18 protein-coding genes are annotated in these 19946 nt (G+C 67.8%); 13 read left to right on the forward strand and 5 right to left on the reverse strand.

The genetic code is table 11. From position 1 onward, the window contains the following. Positions 1 to 12: 12 nt before the first annotated feature. From A5650_RS12415 to A5650_RS12435, 5 genes are read left to right on the forward strand one after another with little or no spacing between them, the layout of a single operon-like run. Complete coding sequence (locus A5650_RS12415) at positions 13 to 1020, forward strand: VWA domain-containing protein (RefSeq protein ID WP_067291226.1); 1008 nt, start codon at positions 13 to 15, stop codon at positions 1018 to 1020. 23 nt (positions 1021 to 1043) lie between these two features. Beyond that, positions 1044 to 2054: a VWA domain-containing protein gene (locus A5650_RS12420; RefSeq protein ID WP_067291229.1), complete on the forward strand. Its 1011-nt coding sequence runs from the start codon at positions 1044 to 1046 to the stop codon at positions 2052 to 2054. A gap of 60 nt (positions 2055 to 2114) precedes the next feature. Then, positions 2115 to 2891, forward strand: coding sequence for a 3-oxoacyl-ACP reductase FabG1 (fabG1, locus tag A5650_RS12425; protein WP_067291232.1), 777 nt, complete (start codon positions 2115 to 2117; stop codon positions 2889 to 2891). 28 nt (positions 2892 to 2919) lie between these two features. Then, a complete protein-coding gene (inhA, locus tag A5650_RS12430) occupies positions 2920 to 3729 on the forward strand; it encodes an NADH-dependent enoyl-ACP reductase InhA (protein WP_067291241.1) in 810 nt (269 codons plus the stop codon). Positions 3730 to 3731: 2 nt separating this feature from the next. Then, positions 3732 to 4727, forward strand: a complete 996-nt coding sequence (locus A5650_RS12435) for a ferrochelatase (RefSeq protein WP_067291248.1) — start codon at positions 3732 to 3734, stop codon at positions 4725 to 4727. Here the strand turns inward: A5650_RS12435 and A5650_RS12440 are convergent. Beyond that, entirely contained in the window at positions 4724 to 5575 is an 852-nt protein-coding gene (locus A5650_RS12440) for an Rv1486c family protein (protein ID WP_067291690.1), read from the reverse strand. The two genes, A5650_RS12435 and A5650_RS12440, sit on opposite strands and share 4 nt — an antisense overlap. A gap of 60 nt (positions 5576 to 5635) precedes the next feature. On the opposite strand from A5650_RS12440, the gene A5650_RS12445 reads away from it, so the two are divergent. Continuing rightward, positions 5636 to 6067: an NfeD family protein gene (locus A5650_RS12445; protein ID WP_067291251.1), complete on the forward strand. Its 432-nt coding sequence runs from the start codon at positions 5636 to 5638 to the stop codon at positions 6065 to 6067. A 30-nt stretch (positions 6068 to 6097) separates the two neighbouring features. Further along, a complete protein-coding gene (locus A5650_RS12450) occupies positions 6098 to 7306 on the forward strand; it encodes an SPFH domain-containing protein (RefSeq protein WP_067291254.1) in 1209 nt (402 codons plus the stop codon). Positions 7307 to 7315: 9 nt separating this feature from the next. Here A5650_RS12450 and A5650_RS12455 read toward each other — a convergent pair whose 3' ends face one another. Then, positions 7316 to 8062, reverse strand: coding sequence for a TVP38/TMEM64 family protein (locus A5650_RS12455; protein ID WP_067291257.1), 747 nt, complete (start codon positions 8060 to 8062; stop codon positions 7316 to 7318). Positions 8063 to 8161: 99 nt separating this feature from the next. Between A5650_RS12455 and mutA the strand changes: the two genes are divergently transcribed. The 4 genes from mutA to lipL are packed head-to-tail and all read left to right on the forward strand — an operon-like array spanning position 8162 to position 14563. After that, complete coding sequence (gene mutA / locus A5650_RS12460; protein WP_067291260.1) at positions 8162 to 9979, forward strand: methylmalonyl-CoA mutase small subunit; 1818 nt, start codon at positions 8162 to 8164, stop codon at positions 9977 to 9979. 19 nt (positions 9980 to 9998) lie between these two features. Beyond that, positions 9999 to 12248 (forward strand): methylmalonyl-CoA mutase, encoded by a 2250-nt coding sequence (gene scpA / locus A5650_RS12465; protein WP_156744120.1) that lies wholly within the window; start codon positions 9999 to 10001, stop codon positions 12246 to 12248. Beyond that, positions 12249 to 13241 carry a methylmalonyl Co-A mutase-associated GTPase MeaB gene (gene meaB / locus A5650_RS12470; protein ID WP_067291267.1) on the forward strand — a complete coding sequence of 331 codons (993 nt, stop codon included), beginning with the start codon at positions 12249 to 12251 and terminating at the stop codon, positions 13239 to 13241. It abuts the gene before it with no gap. A gap of 47 nt (positions 13242 to 13288) precedes the next feature. Then, on the forward strand, positions 13289 to 14563 hold the full coding sequence (lipL, locus tag A5650_RS12475; protein WP_067291271.1) for an esterase/beta-lactamase LipL: 1275 nt from the start codon (positions 13289 to 13291) through the stop codon (positions 14561 to 14563). 16 nt (positions 14564 to 14579) lie between these two features. Here lipL and A5650_RS12480 read toward each other — a convergent pair whose 3' ends face one another. Then, positions 14580 to 15317: a hypothetical protein gene (locus A5650_RS12480; protein ID WP_067291274.1), complete on the reverse strand. Its 738-nt coding sequence runs from the start codon at positions 15315 to 15317 to the stop codon at positions 14580 to 14582. A gap of 44 nt (positions 15318 to 15361) precedes the next feature. After that, positions 15362 to 15733, reverse strand: a complete 372-nt coding sequence (locus A5650_RS12485; RefSeq protein ID WP_067291277.1) for a DNA-binding protein — start codon at positions 15731 to 15733, stop codon at positions 15362 to 15364. 136 nt (positions 15734 to 15869) lie between these two features. Between A5650_RS12485 and A5650_RS12490 the strand changes: the two genes are divergently transcribed. After that, positions 15870 to 16514, forward strand: coding sequence for a hypothetical protein (locus tag A5650_RS12490; RefSeq protein ID WP_067291280.1), 645 nt, complete (start codon positions 15870 to 15872; stop codon positions 16512 to 16514). Positions 16515 to 16618: 104 nt separating this feature from the next. Here A5650_RS12490 and A5650_RS26800 read toward each other — a convergent pair whose 3' ends face one another. Next, positions 16619 to 16783 carry a hypothetical protein gene (locus A5650_RS26800; RefSeq protein WP_156744110.1) on the reverse strand — a complete coding sequence of 55 codons (165 nt, stop codon included), beginning with the start codon at positions 16781 to 16783 and terminating at the stop codon, positions 16619 to 16621. A gap of 14 nt (positions 16784 to 16797) precedes the next feature. On the opposite strand from A5650_RS26800, the gene ileS reads away from it, so the two are divergent. After that, entirely contained in the window at positions 16798 to 19941 is a 3144-nt protein-coding gene (ileS, locus tag A5650_RS12495; RefSeq protein WP_067291283.1) for an isoleucine--tRNA ligase, read from the forward strand. Positions 19942 to 19946 lie beyond the last annotated feature (5 nt).

Here is a 19946-nt window from a genome sequence, read left to right on the forward strand (position 1 = left end):
GATTAGGCGCACATGACATTGCCGTTGCTCGGACCCATGACGCTGTCGGGTTTCGAAAACGCCTGGTTCTTCCTGTTCCTCATCGCGGTGCTCGCAATCGTCGGGCTCTACCTCGTCGTGCAGGTGGCGCGGCACCGGCGGATGCTGCGCTTCGCAAACATGGAGCTGCTGGAAAGCGTTGCGCCCAAACGGCCCTCGCGCTGGCGCCATGTGCCCGCAATCCTGCTCGTGATCGGGCTGGTGTTCTTGACGGTGGCGATGGCGGGCCCCACACACGACGTCCGCATCCCGCGCAACCGCGCGGTGGTGATGCTCGTGATGGACGTTTCGCAGTCGATGCGGGCCACCGACGTCGCGCCCAACCGCATGGCCGCCGCGCAGGAGGCGTCCAAGCAGTTCGCCGACGAGCTCACCCCGGGCATCAACCTCGGACTGATCTCGTATGCCGGCACGGCGACGGTTCTGGTCTCGCCGACCACGGGCAGGGAGGCGACCAAGGCCGCGATCGACAAGCTCCAGTTCGCCGACCGCACGGCGACCGGTGAGGGCATCTTCACCGCTCTGCAGGCGATCGCCACCGTGGGTGCGGTGATCGGCGGCGGCGACGAACCCCCGCCGGCGCGCATCGTGTTGTTCTCCGACGGCAAGGAGACCGTGCCGTCGAACCCGGACAACCCGAAGGGCGCCTACACCGCGGCGCGCACCGCGAAGGACCAGGGCGTGCCGATTTCGACGATCTCGTTCGGCACGCCGTACGGCTACGTCGAGATCAACGACCAACGCCAACCCGTGCCGGTCGACGACGAGATGCTCAAGAAGATCGCCGATCTGTCGGGCGGCGAGGCGTTCACCGCATCGAGCCTTCAGCAGCTGCGCGAGGTCTACGCCAACCTGCAGCAGCAGATCGGCTACGAGACGATCCGGGGGGACGCGAGCGTGGGCTGGCTGCGGCTGGGAACGTTCGCGCTCGTGATGGCGACCCTGGCGGCCCTGTTCATCAACCGTCGTCTACCGAACTGATGCGCAAGGGATGACGATCTGACATGACGCTTCCGCTGCTGGGTCCGCTCTCGCTGACCGGCTTTCAGCACATCTGGTGGTTCCTGCTGTTTCTGGTGCTGCTGCTGGCGCTGGCCGTGCTGTACGCCGCCGCGCAGGCCGCCCGGCGAAAGCGGTTGCAGCGCTTCGCCAACACCGAATTGCTCGACAGCGTCGCGCCCAAACGGCCGAGCCCGCTGCGCCACGTTCCCGCGGCGCTGCTGGCGATCTCGCTGCTGCTGTGCACGATCGCGCTCGCCGGACCCACCCACGACCAGCGGCTGCCCCGCAATCGTGCGGTGGTGATGCTGGTGATGGACGTGTCGCAGTCGATGCGCGCCACCGACGTCGAACCGAGCCGCCTGGCGGCCGCGCAGGAGGCGTCGAAGAAATTCGTCGACGAACTCACCCCGGGCATCAACCTCGGCGTGATCGCCTACGCCGGCACTGCCAACGTCCTGGTATCGCCGACCACCAACCGCGACGCGAGCCGTCGCGCGATCGAGAATCTGCAGGTGGCCGATCGCACCGCCACCGGTGAGGCCATCTTCACCGCGCTCTCGTCGATCTCCACCGTCGGCGCCGTGATCGGCGGTGGTGACACGCCGCCGCCCGCGCACATCGTGCTCTTCTCCGACGGCAAGGAGACCGTGCCGAACAACCCGGACAACCCGAAGGGCGTGTTCACCGCCGCGCGGGCCGCCAAGGACCAGGGCGTGCCGATCTCGACGATCTCGTTCGGGACCCCGAACGGCTCGGTCGAAGTGAACAACGAGCGGGTGCCCGTTCCCGTCGACGACGAGGGCATGAAGAAGGTCGCCGCGCTCTCCGGGGGAGAGTCCTACACCGCGTCCAACCTCGACGAACTCAACAAGGTCTACGAGACCCTGCAGGACCAGATCGGCTATGAGACGGTTCGCGGCGAGGCAACCACGGGCTGGCTCCGGCTCGGTGCGCTGTTCGCGGCCGTGGCGGCCGTCGCCGCGCTGCTGATCAACCGCCGGCTGCCGCTGTGAGCGCCCCGCTTCACTAAGGCGATTTCTTAAGAATGGCGGGCAGGCGATAGGTTGGCGGGCATGACTGCGCAGGCGAGCAATGACACCGGAGCGACCGCCGAAGCTGAATCGACAGGCGGTCGCCCGCCTTTCGTCTCCCGCTCCGTGCTGGTGACCGGCGGCAACCGCGGTATTGGTCTGGCCATCGCACAGCGCCTCGCCGCCGACGGTCACAAGGTCGCCGTCACCCACCGCGGTTCCGGGGCCCCCGAAGGGCTGTTCGGGGTGGTGTGCGACGTCACCGACAACGCCGCCGTCGACCGCGCATTCAAGGAGGTCGAGGAGCATCAGGGTCCGGTCGAGGTGCTGGTCTCCAACGCCGGCATCTCCAAGGACGCGTTCCTCATGCGGATGACCGAGGAGCGCTTCGAAGAGGTCATCAACGCCAACCTGACCGGGGCGTTCCGAGTCGCCCAGCGGGCCTCGCGCACCATGCAGCGCAAGCGGTTCGGCCGGATCATCTTCATCGGCTCGGTGTCCGGCATGTGGGGCATCGGCAACCAGGCCAATTACGCCGCCGCCAAGGCCGGCCTGATCGGCATGGCCCGCTCGATCTCGCGGGAGCTGTCGAAGGTCAACGTGACCGCCAACGTCGTCGCGCCCGGCTATATCGACACCGAGATGACCCGTGCCCTCGACGAGCGGATCCAGGCCGGGGCGCTCGATTTCATCCCCGCCAAGCGCGTGGGCACCGCCGAGGAGGTCGCGGGCGCGGTCAGCTTCCTGGCGTCCGAGGATGCGAGCTATATCGCCGGCGCGGTGATCCCCGTCGACGGCGGCATGGGTATGGGCCACTAGATCTTCACGTAGAGAGAGGGACTTTCACATGACCGGTTTGCTTGAAGGCAAGCGCATCCTCGTCACGGGAATCATCACCGACTCGTCGATCGCGTTCCACATCGCCAAGGTCGCTCAGGAGGCCGGCGCGGAATTGGTGCTCACCGGGTTCGACCGGATGAAGCTGATCCAGCGCATCGCCGACCGGCTGCCGAATCCGGCGCCGCTGCTGGAACTCGACGTGCAGAACGGCGAGCATCTCGACTCGTTGGCCGACCGCATCACCGAGGTGATCGGCGACGGCAACAAGATCGACGGCGTCGTGCACTCGATCGGCTTCATGCCGCAGTCGGGGATGGGCATCAACCCGTTCTTCGACGCCCCCTACGAGGATGTGTCGAAAGGCATTCACATCTCGGCGTATTCGTACGCTTCCCTGGCCAAGGCCACGCTGCCGATCATGAACCGCGGCGGCAGCATCGTCGGCATGGACTTCGACCCGACCCGCGCGATGCCCGCCTACAACTGGATGACCGTGGCCAAGAGCGCGCTGGAGTCGGTGAACCGCTTCGTCGCTCGCGAGGCCGGGCCCTACGGTGTGCGCTCGAACCTCGTCGCGGCGGGCCCGATCCGCACGCTCGCCATGAGCGCGATCGTCGGTGGCGCCCTGGGCGCCGAGGCCGGCGAGCAGATGCGGTTGCTCGAGGAGGGCTGGGATCAACGCGCCCCGGTCGGCTGGGACATGAAGGATCCGACCCCGGTCGCCAAGACCGTGTGCGCCCTGTTGTCGGACTGGCTGCCCGCCACCACCGGCACCGTCATCTACGCCGACGGCGGCGCCAGCACCCAATTGTTATAAGGATGGACTGCTCGGACATCGAAGCCGTCCTGCTGCTCTCGTTCGGCGGTCCGGAGCGCCCCGAGGACGTGATCCCGTTCCTGGAGAACGTCACTCGCGGGCGCGGCATCCCGCGGGAACGGTTGGCGGCGGTCGCCGAGCACTACCTGCATTTCGACGGCGTTTCACCGATCAACGGCATCAACCGCGCCGTGATCGAGCGGCTACGCGCTTACATCGACGTGCCGGTGTACTTCGGCAACCGCAACTGGGAACCGTACGTCGAGGACGCCGTGACCGCCATGCGCGACGACGGAGTGCGGCGCGCGGCGGTGTTCACCACGTCGGCCTGGGGTGGCTATTCGAGCTGCACCCAGTACGTCGAGGACATCGCCAGAGGGCGGCGGGCTGCCGGCGCCTCGGCCCCGCAGCTGGTCAAGCTGCGCCAATACTTCGACCACCCGCTGTTCGTGCAGATGTTCGCCGATGCGGTCACCGCCGCCGCGCGCACGGTACCCGAGGGTGCGCGGCTGGTGTTCACCGCCCACTCGATTCCGCTGGCCGCGCGATCACGCTGCGGCACTCAGCTTTACGAGCGGCAGGTGGCCTACGCCGCCAGCCTCGTCGCGGCCGCGGCGGGATACGCCGATTATGACCAGGTGTGGCAGTCGCGGTCTGGGCCGCCGCAGGTGCCCTGGCTGGAACCCGATGTGGGGGAACATCTCTCGTCGCTCGCAGAAAGCGGAACCAAAGCCGTGGTCGTCTGCCCGATCGGGTTCGTCGCCGATCACATCGAGGTGGTCTGGGACCTCGATCACGAATTGCGCCTTCAGGCCGAGGAGGCCAGCGTGGCGTTCGCCAGGGCCGCGACGCCGAACGCCGAACTCGCGCGCGTCGCCGCCGAGCTGATCGCCGAGTTGCGTGACGGCCGCGAACCCGAACGGATGGCCGGTACGAATCCACCGCCACTGCAGGGGGTTTCGGTCGACGGCGTGGTGTGCACGCCGGCCTGCGGCTAGCCCTGCCAGGCCGAGTGCAGGACCGCGTCGACCGCGGCCAGTCGCGCCGAGCGCACCACGGACGACAGCGGTCGCAGCGCATCGTTGGCGATCTGGACCTCGGTGGAGCTGTGCATGCCGATCGGAATCAGCCCGGCGCTGACCGAGATGATCGCGTCGACGTGCGCGGCGTTCTCCAGCACGCGCACCGCCCGGCTGGGGGCGTGGTCGGGAAGGCGGTGCATGCGGGTGGATTCGAGCACCTGCTCGACGAGCCCGCGCGGATCCTCCACATCGATCTCGGCCGCTCCCGTGCGCAACGTCCCGAGCGCGTCGGCCGCCGAGCGAACCGCCGACCGCAGTGCGTACTCCGCCTCGCCGAGGTCGACGTGTTCGGCGGGTGTGGACGCCTCGGGGATCGAGTACACCGTCCACGACAGGCCGCAGGGGTCGCGGTCGTACCCGTCGTCGTCCTCGGGACCGTCGTCGTACTCGAAATCCGGTACCAGCCCGATGGAGCCGGCTCCGGAGACGACGATGGCCTCGCCCGCGGTCACCGCGTCGCGCTGGAACTGAGTCCCTGCGGGCAATCCCCGGACGTCACCGGGGACCGGCAGCGCCAGTCCGATCGGCGGCCCTGTGACACCGGGGCCGGCGGCCGTGCGCAGCGTCTGCAGCAGCGACACCGCCCCCGCATCCACCAGATCGGGCCACGGCAGGCCGGTCGCACCGGCCGCCACGGAGTCATAAGCCGTCACGGAATGCTTTGGCGCCCAATGGGAAAGCGCGTCGAGCAGGTCGTCGGGTGCGGCCATGCCAGCCAACCAGGCATTGGCCCACACCGACAGCGAAACACTGGGACACCACATGATGTCCGAAGTGTAGTTGTTACGCCCGCACACGGTCGGGCGCGACGATAGGGTGGCGTCATGCCCGCTGCGCTGATCTGGTTGATCGCGGCGCTGGCGCTCGCCGGCGCCGAGGCCCTGACCGGTGACCTGTTCTTGCTCATGCTCGGTGGCGGGGCGTTGGCCGCCGCCGGGTCGAGCCTGATCTTCGACGATCTGTGGGTCCACGGCGCGGTGTTCGCCGTCGTGTCGATCCTGTTGCTGGTGCTCGTGCGTCCCGCGCTGCGCAGGCATTTTCAGGCCGGTACCGGCCTGCCCGACCCGGCCAAGGCGCTCGAGGGCAAGAGCGCGCTGGTGCTCGATCGGGTGGCGCAGCACGAGGGGCAGGTGAAGCTGGACGGTGAAGTCTGGACGGCACGCCCGCTCAACGAGAACGACGTGTACGAACCGGGGGACAATGTGACCGTCGTGCACATCGACGGCGCCACCGCTGTCGTCCAGAAGCTCGCCTAGAACACACTGGGTACGAGGGAAGGAATCGTCATGGATGGAGCTGTCGCCGGCTTGGTGCTCGTCGGCGTGCTGGTGGTGTTCGCAGCCATCATCGTCGCGAAGTCGATCGCGCTGATACCCCAGGCCGAAGCCGCGGTGATCGAGCGGCTCGGGCGCTACAGCAAGACCGTGTCCGGTCAGCTGACGCTGCTGCTGCCGTTCATCGACAGGATCCGCGCGCGGGTCGACCTGCGCGAGCGCGTGGTCTCCTTCCCGCCGCAGCCGGTGATCACCGAGGACAACCTGACGGTCAACATCGACACCGTCGTCTACTTCCAGGTGACCAACCCGCAGGCCGCGGTCTACCAGATCAGCAACTACATCGTCGGCGTCGAGCAGCTGACCACCACCACGCTGCGCAACGTGGTCGGCGGCATGACGCTGGAGCAGACGCTGACCTCCCGTGACTCCATCAATGGTCAGCTGCGCGGGGTGCTGGACGAGGCCACCGGTCGGTGGGGCCTGCGCGTGGCGCGGGTGGAACTGCGGAGCATCGACCCGCCTCCTTCGATTCAGGACTCGATGGAAAAGCAGATGCGCGCCGACCGCGAGAAACGCGCCATGATCCTGACCGCCGAGGGCAACCGGGAAGCGTCGATCAAGCAGGCCGAGGGTCAGAAGCAGGCGCAGATCCTCGCGGCCGAGGGTGCCAAACAAGCGGCCATCCTCGCGGCCGAAGCGGACCGGCAGTCGCGCATGCTGCGGGCCCAGGGCGAACGCGCCGCCGCGTACCTGCAGGCTCAGGGCCAGGCCAAGGCCATCGAGAAGACCTTCGCCGCGATCAAGGCGGGCCGGCCGACGCCGGAGATGCTGGCCTACCAGTACCTGCAGACCCTGCCCCAGATGGCCAAGGGCGAGGCGAACAAGGTGTGGCTGGTGCCCAGCGACTTCGGTTCGGCGCTACAGGGTTTCACCAAGCTGCTTGGCGCGCCGGGGGAGGACGGCGTGTTCCGCTACACCCCGTCGCCGGTCGATGACGTGCCGGCCAAGACCGACGACGACGAAGAGGTCGCCGACTGGTTCAACACCGAGACCGATCCCGAGATCGCCCGCGCCGTGGCGAAAGCCGAAGCCGAGGCGCGCACCTCGGTGGACGGTCCAGCCGCCGTCAGCGCTCCGCCGTCGTTCCCGGGGATCGGCCAGCAGCCGAACGTCCCGCCACCGGCGCCGAACGTGGGCGGCGGGGCGCATTCGCGCTGAGCCAGCGCGTTATCCCGTCACCCGCACGGGTTGATCGGCGTCGTTTACGGCGGCCTGATCGCGGTGATGGCGCCGGTGCACGCGAATCTCGTAGACCAGCCCCGCGACGCCCAAACTGGCGGTGCAGAACGAAATCAGCACGAGCAGCGGGCTGACGTTGCCGGTGAGTGCGTCGCCGAGGACCACGACCGCAGCGGTGCCCGGCACCAGCCCCGCCAAGGTGGCCAGCGTGTAGGGCAGCACGCGCACCGATGACACGCCGGCCGCGTAGTTGAGCACGGCGAACGGCACGGCCGGGATCAGCCGCATCGACAGCACCGTCGGCCATCCGCGCGCACGCAATCGCGCGTCGACGGCCTGGATCCGTGGATGGCGCGCCACCCGGTTCAGTTGCAGGCCCACCGCCCGCACGAGCAGCAGCGCGATGACCGCGCTGACGGTCGCCGCGGTGACCGCGAGGGGGATGCCCAGCACGGGGCCGAAGAGCAGGCCCGCGGCGAGCGTGAACGCCGTGCGCGGGAACGGGAACACCGTGACCACGATGTGTGCAGCCAGAAACGCCAGCGGGAACCACGGCCCCACCGAGGTGGCCCAGTCGCGCAACTGCACCGCGGTCGGCACTGGGACCAGCAATGCGATTGCGACGAGAATCACAATCGCCGCCGCCGACCCGAGCAGACGCGCCCGCGAGACGCTCGAGAGCGTCGCGATGACCGCACCGCGGACTGCGCGAAGGGTGCTGACGACGGAGTTCACGCTTACCAAGACTACGGAACCGCCGCCGCTGACACGTGCTCGCGATGCCGTGAGTCGACCGCCCGGCGGACATCGGTGTGATGGCAATCATTTAGCCTGATGATCGTGCAGAAACCCACTGCGGTCGAGGCCGATCGGGAGCGTTGGCGCTCAGCGGTCGCCGGGGTGCTGGCAAAGAGCACCCGGCGCGATCCCGCCGATCTGCCCGCCGAACCCGAGCGACTGCTGGATTCACCCACCTACGACGGCTTCGCGATCCGTCCGCTGTACACCAGCGTCGACGCGCTGCCCGAACCGCCGCTGCCGGGGCAGTGGCCGTTCGTGCGCGGAAGCGACGCGCTGCGCGACGTCAAAGCAGGTTGGAGGGTCGCCGAAGCGTTTCCGGCGAACGGGCCCGGCAGCGTGGACGAACACAACGGCGCGATGTTGCTCGCCCTCACCGAAGGTGTCAGCGCCCTTGTCGTGCGCGTCGGCGCATCGACCGGCGTCGCGGCCGCCGAACTGGACCGCCTCTTCGACGGCGTCTTCCTCGACCTCGTCCCTGTGCTCTTCGAGATCGCGGGCACGGACTACCTTTCGGCGGCCGAAGCGGTGCTCGGATTGCTCGGCGACCTCGACGCGGATCAACGCTCCCGGCTGTCGGTCGACCTCGGCGCCGATCCGCTGACCGCGCCGCTGAGCGGACGCGAAGCCCCGGAGGCCGCGGCCGTCGTGACCACCGCCGCGAAGCTCGGCGAGTACCGCGGCGGCGTCCGAACCATCACCGTCGACGGCCCCGCGTTCCACAACCGCGGCGCCAACGCGTCGTGGGAGCTCGCCGGCTTGGTGTCCGCGGGGGTGAGCTACCTGCGACTGCTGGGCGATGGAAGCCTTGATATCTCGGATGCGTTGCGCCAGATCAGCTTCCGCATCGCCGCCGACGACGACCAGTTCATGACGATCGCGAAGCTGCGGGCGGCGCGGCTGCTGTGGGCCCGCGTCGCCGAGGTGGTCGGGGCGCCGGAGCACGGAGCGGTCACCCTGCACGCCGCGACGTCGCTGCCGATGATGGCCAAGCGCGACCCGTGGGTGAACATGCTGCGCACCACCGTGGCCGCGTTCTCGGCCGGTGTCGGGGGAGCGGACACCATCGAGGTGCATCCGTTCGACGTCGCGATCGCCGGCGGCTACCCGGGGACCTCCGCGAACTTCGCACGCCGCATGGCCCGCAACACGCAGCTGCTGCTGCTGGAGGAATCGCATCTGGGCCGCGTGCTGGACCCGGCGGCGGGTTCCTGGCATGTCGAGGACCTGACCGAACAACTCGCCGAACAGGCGTGGAAGCACTTTCAGGACATCGAATCCCGCGGTGGCTTCGAACAGGCCCGTGACCACATCGCGGCCCAGATCGCGGAGGTCGCCGAGCGGCGCGCCGACGACATCGCTCACCGGCACACCGCGCTGACGGGCGTGAACGAGTTTCCCAACATCGCCGAACCGGTGCTGCCACAGGGCGATTCGCTGTCCGGAGTGGCCCGCTACGCGGCCGGCTTCGAGGCGCTGCGCGACCGCTCCGACGCCTACTTCGAGAAGAACGGCGCCAGGCCGAAGGTGCTCCTGCTGCCGCTCGGCCCGCTCGCCGAACACAACGTGCGCACCACCTTCGCGACGAACCTGCTCGCTTCGGGCGGCATCGAAGCGGTGACCGAGGCGGACCCGACCCCGCCGATCGCCGTGATTTGCGGCACCGACGCCCGCTACGCCGAGGAGGCGTCCGCCGCGGTGGAATCCGCGCGTGCGGCCGGTGTGTCGCGGGTGCTGCTCGCGGGGCCGGAAAAGGCTGTCGCGGAAGCGGAATCGAAACCGGACGGCTATCTGACCGCGAAGATCGACGCGGTCGCCACATTGTCGGACCTGCTCACCGGATTGGGGGCCTGAGGTGACTGCCACGGCTGGGATCGGGAAAACCATCGGTAGCTTCGCCGACGTCCCGCTGCACGGCGACAAGCGTGCGGAGGCGCCGACCGAGGCAGCCGTCACCGCACACGTCGAGGCGGCCGCCGCGGCACACGGATACGGCGCCGATCAGGTGGACTGGGTGACGCCGGAGGGCATCGACGTCAAACCCGTCTACATCGGAGCCGACCGCGATGCCGCCGTCGCCGCAGGCTATCCGCTCGACACCTTCCCGGGTGAGCCGCCGTTCGTGCGCGGGCCGTACCCGACGATGTACGTCAACCAGCCGTGGACCATCCGGCAGTACGCGGGCTTCTCCACGGCGGCGGAGTCCAACGCGTTCTACCGGCGCAACCTCGCCGCGGGTCAGAAGGGTCTGTCGGTCGCGTTCGACCTGGCCACCCACCGCGGTTACGACTCCGACCACCCGCGGGTGCAGGGCGATGTCGGAATGGCCGGTGTGGCAATCGATTCCATCCTCGACATGCGCCAGCTATTCGACGGCATCGACCTGTCCACGGTGTCGGTGTCGATGACGATGAACGGCGCCGTGCTCCCGATCCTCGCGCTGTACGTCGTCGCCGCCGAAGAGCAGGGCGTGCCGCCGGAGAAGCTCGCCGGGACCATCCAGAACGACATTCTCAAAGAGTTCATGGTCCGCAACACCTACATCTATCCGCCGCAGGCGTCGATGCGGATCATTTCCGACATCTTCGGCTACACCAGCGCCAAGATGCCGAAGTTCAACTCGATCTCGATCTCCGGCTACCACATCCAGGAGGCCGGTGCGACAGCCGATCTCGAGCTGGCCTACACGCTGGCCGACGGTGTCGAGTACATCAAGGCGGGTCTCGACGCCGGGCTCGACGTCGACAAGTTCGCACCGCGGCTGTCGTTCTTCTGGGGCATCGGCATGAACTTCTTCATGGAGGTCGCCAAGCTGCGTGCCGGCCGGCTGCTGTGGAGCGAGTTGGTCGCTGATTTTGGACCCAAGAACCCCAAATCAAAGTCATTGCGTACTCATTCGCAGACCTCGGGCTGGTCGTTGACGGCGCAGGATCCGTTCAACAACGTCGCGCGCACATGTATCGAGGCCATGGCGGCCACCCAAGGGCACACCCAGTCGCTGCACACCAACGCGCTCGACGAGGCGCTGGCGCTGCCGACCGACTTCTCGGCCCGCATCGCCCGCAACACCCAGTTGCTGCTGCAGCAGGAGTCGGGCACCACGCGCCCGATCGACCCGTGGGGCGGCTCGTACTACGTCGAGTGGCTCACCCATCAGCTCGCGACCGCCGCGCGGATGCACATCGGCGAGGTCGTCGAGCACGGCGGGATGGCGCAGGCGATCTCCGACGGCATCCCGAAACTGCGCATCGAGGAGGCCGCCGCGCGCACGCAGGCGCGGATCGACTCCGGGCAGCAGACCGTGATCGGCGTCAACAAGTACCAGGTCGACGAGGACCACGACGTCGAGGTTCTCAAGGTCGAGAACAGCCGGGTGCGCGCAGAGCAGATCGCCAAACTCGAACGGTTGCGCGCCGAACGTGACCAGGCCGAGGTGGATGCCGCGCTGGCCAAGCTGAGCCGGGCGGCGGGCACCCGCGAGGCCGCGGGCGCCGACGGGCTCGGCAACAACCTGCTCGCCCTGGCGATCAACGCCGCGCGCGCCAAGGCCACCGTCGGCGAGATCTCCGATGCGCTCGAGCGGGTTTACGGGCGCCACGTCGCCGAGATCCGTACGATCGCCGGCGTCTACCGCGATGAGTTGGGGGGGAACGGCGTCAGCAACATCACGAAAGCCACCGACCTGGTGCAGAAGTTCGCCGAAGCCGACGGTCGTCAGCCGCGCATCCTGATCGCGAAGATGGGCCAGGACGGACACGACCGCGGCCAGAAGGTGATCGCGACCGCGTTCGCCGACATCGGATTCGACGTCGACGTCGGCTCGCTGTTCTCCACGCCCGAGGAGGTCGCGCGACAGGCGGCCGACAACGACGTACACGTCGTCGGCGTCTCGTCGCTGGCGGCCGGGCACCTCACCCTCGTGCCCGCCCTGCGCGAGGCCCTCGCCGAGGTCGGCCGGCCGGACATCATGGTCGTGGTCGGCGGAGTCATCCCGCCGGGCGACTTCGACGAGCTCTACGCCGCGGGCGCCACCGCGATCTTCCCGCCCGGCACAGTCATCGCCGACGCGGCGGTCGGCCTGCTGCACAAGCTGGCCGAGCGGCTGGGATACCGCCTCGACTAGATGGCCGACCGGACCGCCGACCTCGCGGCCGCCGTGGTGGACGGCGACCGTGCCGCCCTGGCGAGGGCCATCACGCTGGTCGAGTCGACGCGTGCCGACCATCGCGAGCAGGCGCAGGAACTGCTGCTGACGCTGACCCCGCACGCGGGCAGCTCGCTACACGTCGGGATCACCGGAGTGCCCGGCGTCGGCAAGTCGACGACGATCGAAGCGCTCGGCATGTACCTGATCGAGCAGGGTCACCGCGTAGCGGTGCTGGCCGTCGACCCGTCGTCCACGCGCACTCGGGGCTCGATCCTCGGCGACAAGACCCGGATGGCGCAGCTGGCCGTGCATCCCGACGCCTACATCCGTCCGTCGCCCACGTCGGGAACCTTGGGCGGGGTCGCCAAGGCCACGCGCGAGACGATCGTGTTGTTGGAGGCGGCGGGTTTCGATGTGGTGCTGGTCGAGACGGTCGGCGTGGGCCAGTCCGAGGTGACGGTCGCGAACATGGTCGACACGTTCGTGTTCCTGACCCTCGCACGCACCGGCGACCAGTTGCAGGGCATCAAGAAGGGTGTTCTCGAACTCGCCGACATCGTCGTGGTGAACAAGGCCGACGGTGAGCACGCGATCGAGGCCAAGCGGGCCGCGCGTGAGCTCTCTGGCGCAATCCGCCTCATCTATCCGCGCGAAACACTCTGGCGCCCACCAGTTCTCACGATGAGCGCGCTCGAAGGAACCGGTCTCGAGGAGCTGTGGGCGACGGTGCTCAAACACCGCGACGTGCTCACCGAGGCGGGGGAGTTCGAGAGTCGCAGGCGCGCACAGCAAGTCGAGTGGACATGGTCGATGGTGCGCGATGCGGTCCTCGACCGGGTGCTGTCGAATCCGAACGTGAAGCGGGTCCGCGCCGAGATCGAGCGTCAGGTGCGCGACGGCGAGCTCACCCCCGCGCTTGCTGCGCAGCAACTGCTCGATGCCTCTGACGGCGGCGAACCTAACAAATAGGTAACGCCAGGTTTATTTGCCGGGGCTACGAGTAAATTAAATAAATTGTGACGGGTGTCAACTACCGGGAGCGCAGCGTCGCGCTTCCGCATGGTGTCCAGGGCGCGGCGGATTCCAACTTCGCGTGCAGCTTGCGGGCCTTCTCGCGATTGTTCCCCGGTCGCCGGTACGGCGGCGGCGCGCTGTCGATCTACCTCCACGGTGAGCCGGTCGTCGACGTGTGGACCGGCTATTCGGACCGCCGCGGCACCCAGTTCTGGAACGCCGACACCGGCGCGATGGTCTTCTCGGTCACCAAAGGCCTGGCGTCGACCGTCATCCACCGCCTCGCCGACCGCGGCCTGATCGACTATGACACCCCGCTCGCCGAATACTGGCCCGAGTTCGGCGTGAAGGGCAAGGCCGCCATCACGGTGCGCGAGCTGATGCAACACCGGGCCGGCCTGTCGCACCTCAACGGGTGCACCAAGGCCGAACTGCTCGACCACCGCGCCATGGAGCAGCGGGTCGCGGCCGCGTCCGTCAACAAGCTGCTGTTCGGCCATCAGGCCTATCACGCGCTGACCTACGGCTGGCTGATGTCCGGGCTGGGCCGCGCGATCACCGGTAAGGGCATGCGCGATCTCATCCGCGAGGAGTTGGCCGAGCCGCTCGACACCGACGGCCTGCACCTGGGCCGGCCGCCGGTCGACGCGCCGACCAGCGCCGCACAGATCCTCGCGCCGCAGGGCGCGATGGCCAACCCCGTCTTCAACTTCGTCGCCCCGCGCGTCGCGGCGCTCGGGGTCTCCGGCATCTTCAGCTCGATGTACTTCCCCGGCATGAAGTCGGTGGTCCAGGGCGATACCCCGTTCCTGGACGCCGAGATCCCGGCGGCCAACGGCGTCGCGACGGCCAGGAGCCTGGCCAAGCTATACGGTGCGATCGCCAACGGCGGCCGCATCGAAGGCAAGCAGTTCCTGTCCGAGGAGCGCGTCGCGATGCTGACCGGCCGGCCGAGCTATTGGCCGGACCGCAACATCGTCATGCCGCTGAGCTTCAACCTCGGATACCACTCGCTGCCGGTGCCGCCGGGACTGATGCCCGGCTTCGGCCATGCCGGGCTCGCCGGGTCGGTCGGTTGGGCCGATCCGAGCAGCGGGCTCGCGTTCGGCTTCGTGCACAATCGGCTCTTGACGCGGATGGTGCTGGACCAGGCGACGTTCGCCGGTCTCGGCGTTTTGATCCGGCGCGATGCGGCGCGGGCGCGCAGGCGCGGTTATCAGACGGTGCCCGATCTGGGCGCGCCGTACTCCGAAGTGTCGCGGCCGGTCGCCGGTTAGCGCTCGATCTGCGCGGTCACTGGGGCGCGCTGCTGAACCACTTGGTCTTCTGGCGCCAGGATTCGGCCGAGGTCAGCGCGAACCCAGCGCCGCACATACAGGCGAAGACCCAGACCAGCGTGGTGCCGCCGTCGTGCTGCTGCAGTGCCGGGATGTAGGCCGTGAGCAGCCGCACCACGCACGCGGCGATGCCCGCGGCGGACGAGATCAGATAGACGTTGGCGATCTTGCGCGACCGCGGATCCCTGCGCAGCACCAGCAGGGCCCGGCTGCCGTAGCCGAGCAGATAGATCAGGATGCCGCACAGGATGAGCCAGTACATGTTCAGCCAGAAGTCGGTCGGCACCTGGAAGAAGTCCGGCTTGAAGATCCGTGCGCCGTTGCCGAGAGAGAACGTGACGAGCAGCAGCGGAATGCACAGCGTCGCCGGTATCTCCACGTACTGCTTGAACGACCGCTGGAGCAGGTGGTCGTCCTGCAGCCGGCCCAGGGCGTTGTAGACGACGGCCGACGCGGCGACGATGTAGCAGTCGTGGCCGATGAAGTCCTCGAGGTTCCATTTCCCGGTCAGCGCGTGCAGCGCGACCCCCAGCGTTTCGGACGCCCACGGAGACATCAGAAGGACCGCCATGCCCTGCAGTGCGATGTTGAGGGTGGCCGCCACCTCCCACCGGGAGGACCAGGTGACACGGCGAATCCACAGGCTCCACGCGATACAGCAAAGCGTTATCGCGATGAGTGTCGCCAAAGCCATGAGGATTGCCTTCGGGCCGCCGTGGTACTCAGCAAAGTCTACGGCTAAAGGGGCGGAGCGTCACTCCGCGGTCGCAGTTCGGAGAGTCTCGGAATCCGGGTGCGCGCCTTGGTCGTTTCGCGCACGGCGGTCTGCCCGGATCCGCCTGTGCGTTCGAGATATTCGACGCAGCTCAGGACTTCTTGCCTGGTCATCAAACCGAACCTGATCTGCAGGTCGGGATAATTCAGACCGAACCGGTCGGCGACCCGCCGCAGCTCCTCGGCATCGGGATAGTCGGGCTCTTTGATACGGCGGTAATAGGTGCTGCTGGACGTGCCCAGCGCGTCGTAGATGTCCTTGGCTTCGATGTCCCCGTCGAGCAGGTAGTCGAGCAGCGCCTTGAGTTGTCTGCCGTTCTCGTCTGTCCGGGGCACCTACCCACTGTAAACCAACGTCCCGGGTTTGGGCAGTGCGGTCCGCAAACTGGAGGTGTTTGCCTAAATTGACACTGACGTCACAGTTTTGAGAGGTGTCTCCCATTTTTGGGACACGTGAGCTATCTTTGGTCCCATGGTTGCTCCCTACCTGGCTTCGCCGACAGAGGTTCTGCGCCCGCTCGGCGAGTTTGCTGCGGCAACGGTCCGCATCACGGACTACGACGCTGCGGACGCCGGTGTCTCCGCCAGCATGGCGAAAGTGTCCACACCCGCGAGCGATGAGCTGACCGCAGAACTCGACGGCGCCACCGACTGGCTCGGCCTGCCCGCCGACGAGATCCTGGTGGCGGCCCTCAGCAGGACGATCGCCCGCACACTCGGCGAAGGCCTCGTCCAGGTCGACATCGCCAGCGAGCGCGGCGCCCTGCTCGACGCTGTTCCGCTTGTGTGCGTGACGGCGCAGCGCGCCGGCGGCACCGAGGTGCTGGCCGCCGTGCATCACACGCTGGCCGCGGCCTCCGAACGCGACGAAGCCGCTTCGCCAGAGGTGTACTTCAACTACATCGGTGAGCTACCCGCCGAAACCGTAGCGGTGCAGGAGACCCCGCCGGGTCTCGGCCATGCGCTCGAGGTGCGGGTCTACCGCGTCGGCGGCGACGTGCGTATCGACTGGTGGTATGACACCAGCCGGTTCGAGGCCTACACGATCGAGGAGCTGGCCGAACAGTTCCCACTCTCGCTCGTCGAGATGACCTCGGACGCACTGTCTCCGGCCTGACGTCCTGAAGGCGGTAAGATTCACCGCAACGGCGTGGATCCGGCCATCACCGGGGAGCTTTCGGAAGAACGGCCCGTCACCACCTGATTTCGGTTGGTGCGAGCTCAGTAGAACCGAACGGGTGGGCCCGTCAGCGCCCTAACCGAGCGGCGCACGTCTCCGTGGGGGCCGTGCGCAAGCGGGGTGGTACCGCGGCGTTCGCGCACCAGCGTGGCCGTCGTCCCCGTGCCTTGAACGAACACCGCGGTCTCCGGCGAGGAGGCCGTCATGAGGCACAGGAGCTATGACCGCCTACCCGAAGCCGTCCGCTGGGGCGCCCAAGTTTCCCGCGCTGGAAGCCGAGGTCCTCGAATATTGGGACCGCGACGACACCTTCCGCGCCAGCATCGCCCGCCGCGACGACGCCCCCGAGTACGTCTTCTACGACGGCCCGCCGTTCGCCAACGGGCTGCCGCACTACGGACACCTGCTGACCGGATACGTCAAGGACATCGTTCCGCGGTATCGCACCATGCGGGGTTACAAGGTGGAGCGCCGTTTCGGTTGGGACACCCACGGCCTGCCCGCCGAACTCGAGGTGCAGCGTCAGCTCGGCATCACCGACAAGGCGCAGATCGAGGAGATGGGTATCGAGAAGTTCAACGATGCCTGCCGCGCCTCGGTGCTCAAGTACACCAACGAGTGGCGTGCCTACGTGACCCGGCAGGCCCGCTGGGTGGACTTCGACAACGACTACAAGACCCTCGAGCCCGAGTTCATGGAATCGGTGATCTGGGCCTTCAAACAGTTGTGGGACAAGGGCCTTGCCTACGAGGGCAATCGCGTGCTGCCGTACTGCTGGAACGACGAGACCCCGTTGTCCAGCCACGAGCTGCGGATGGACGACGACGTCTACCAGAGCCGGCAGGATCCCGCGATCACCGTCGGCTTCCGGGTTGACGGCGGTCAGCTCGACGGCGCGTATCTGTTGATCTGGACCACGACCCCGTGGACCCTGCCGTCCAACCAGGCGGTCGCGGTGCACCCCGAGGTCACCTACGTGCAGGTGAAGGCGCCCGACGGACGGCGTTTCGTGCTCGCGGAGGCCCGGGTCGCGGCGTACGCGCGGGAGCTGGGTGAGGAGCCGGAGGTGCTGGCCACCTACACCGGTCGCGACCTCCTCGAGACCCGCTACCTGCCGCCGTTTCCGTACTTCGCCGACGCACCCCGATCGTTCCGGGTGCTGTCCGCCGACTTCGTCAGCACCGAGGACGGCACCGGCATCGTGCACATGTCGCCGGCCTACGGCGAAGACGACATGCTCACCGCGCAGGCCGCGGGCATCGAGGCGGTGACGCCGGTCGACCCGCGCGGCCGCTTCGACGCCACCGTGCCCGATTACGCCGGACAGCACGTCTTCGACGCCAACCCACAGATCATCCGCGACCTGAAGAACCAGTCCGGACCCGCGACGGCCCACGGCGCGGTGCTCTTGCGGCACGACACCTACGAGCACTCCTATCCACACTGCTGGCGGTGCCGCAACCCGCTGATCTATCGCGCCGTGTCGTCGTGGTTCATCAAGGTCACCGAATTCCGCGACCGCATGGTGGAGCTCAACCAGCAGATCACCTGGTATCCCGAGCACGTCAAGGACGGCCAGTTCGGCAAGTGGCTGGCCGGCGCCCGCGACTGGTCGATTTCGCGGAATCGCTACTGGGGCACTCCGATTCCGGTGTGGAAGTCCGACGATCCGGCCTATCCGCGCATCGACGTCTACGGCAGCCTCGACGAACTCGAGCGCGACTTCGGCGTACGCCCGACCGATCTGCACCGGCCCTACATCGACGAGCTCACCCGGCCCAATCCGGACGATCCGACGGGCAAATCGACGATGCGGCGCATCGAGGACGTGTTCGACGTCTGGTTCGACTCGGGCTCGATGCCCTACGCGCAGGTGCACTACCCGTTCGAACACGCCGAGTGGTTCACGGGCGGGGCGGGCGGCGACGAGGCGCACTTCCCCGGCGACTTCATCGTCGAGTACATCGGCCAGACCCGCGGCTGGTTCTACACGCTGCACATCCTGGCCACCGCGCTGTTCGACAGGCCCGCGTTCAAAACCTGTGTGGTACATGGGATCGTGCTCGGCAACGACGGCCAGAAGATGAGCAAGTCGCTGCGCAACTATCCGGATGTGACCGAGGTCTTCGACCGCGACGGCTCCGACGCCATGCGCTGGTTCCTGATGGCCTCGCCGATCCTGCGCGGCGGCAACCTGATCGTCACCGAACAGGGCATCCGCGAAGGTGTGCGCCAGGTGCTGCTGCCGCTGTGGAACGCCTACACCTTCCTCGCGCTGTACGCGCCGAAGAAGGGGACCTGGCGCACCGACTCCGAGCATGTGCTGGACCGCTACATCCTGGCCAAGCTCGCCGTGCTGCGCGACGAGCTCACCGCGTCGCTCGACGTCTGCGACATTTCGGGTGCCTGTGACGAGCTGCGGCAGTTCACCGAGGCTCTGACGAATTGGTATGTGCGACGGTCCCGTTCACGGTTCTGGGAGGAGGATCCGGACGCGATCGACACCCTGCACACCGTGCTGGAGGTGACCGCCCGGCTGGCGGCTCCGCTGCTGCCGTTGGTGACCGAACGGATCTGGCGCGACCTGACCGGCGAGCGTTCGGTGCACCTGACCGACTGGCCGGAAGAGGGGCTGCTGCCCGCCGATACCGAGCTGGTCGAGACGATGGACCTGGTGCGGGAGGTGGCCTCGGCGGGATCGTCGCTGCGCAAGGCCAAAAAGTTGCGCGTGCGGCTGCCGCTGCCGAAACTGACGGTGGCCGTGGATAATCCGCAACGACTGGAGCCGTTCACCGACCTCATCGCCGACGAGCTCAATGTCAAGGCGGTCGAGCTCACCGACGATATCGACGCCTACGGTCGGTTCGAGCTGACGGTCAACGCCCGCGTCGCGGGTCCCCGGTTGGGCAAGGACGTGCAGGCGGCCATCAAGGCCGTCAAGGCGGGAGCCGCCGTCGCCAACGCCGACGGAACGCTCACGGCGGGACCGGCGGTGTTGCAGCCTGAGGAGTACAGCTCGCGGCTGGTCGCGGCGGACCCCGAATACACCGCCGCGCTGTCCGATGGGGCCGGTCTGGTGGTGCTCAACGGCACCGTGACCGAGGAGTTGGAGGCCGAGGGCTGGGCCAAGGACCGCATCCGCGAACTGCAGGATCTGCGCAAGTCGACGGGTCTCGATGTGTCTGACCGGATCAGCGTGGTGATCTCGGTGCCGCAGGAACGGCAGGCGTGGGCCCAGACGCACCGCGATCTGATCGCGCGCGAAATACTGGCGACCAGTTTCGATTTCGGCGATCCGGCCGACGGCAGCGAGATCGGCGACGGTGTGAAGGTCGCGATCGCCAAGGCCGGCGTGCCGTCCTAGCGGAC

It is taken from the genome of Mycobacterium sp. 1164985.4, assembly GCF_001668575.1.
Taxonomy (GTDB): Bacteria; Actinomycetota; Actinomycetes; order Mycobacteriales; family Mycobacteriaceae; genus Mycobacterium.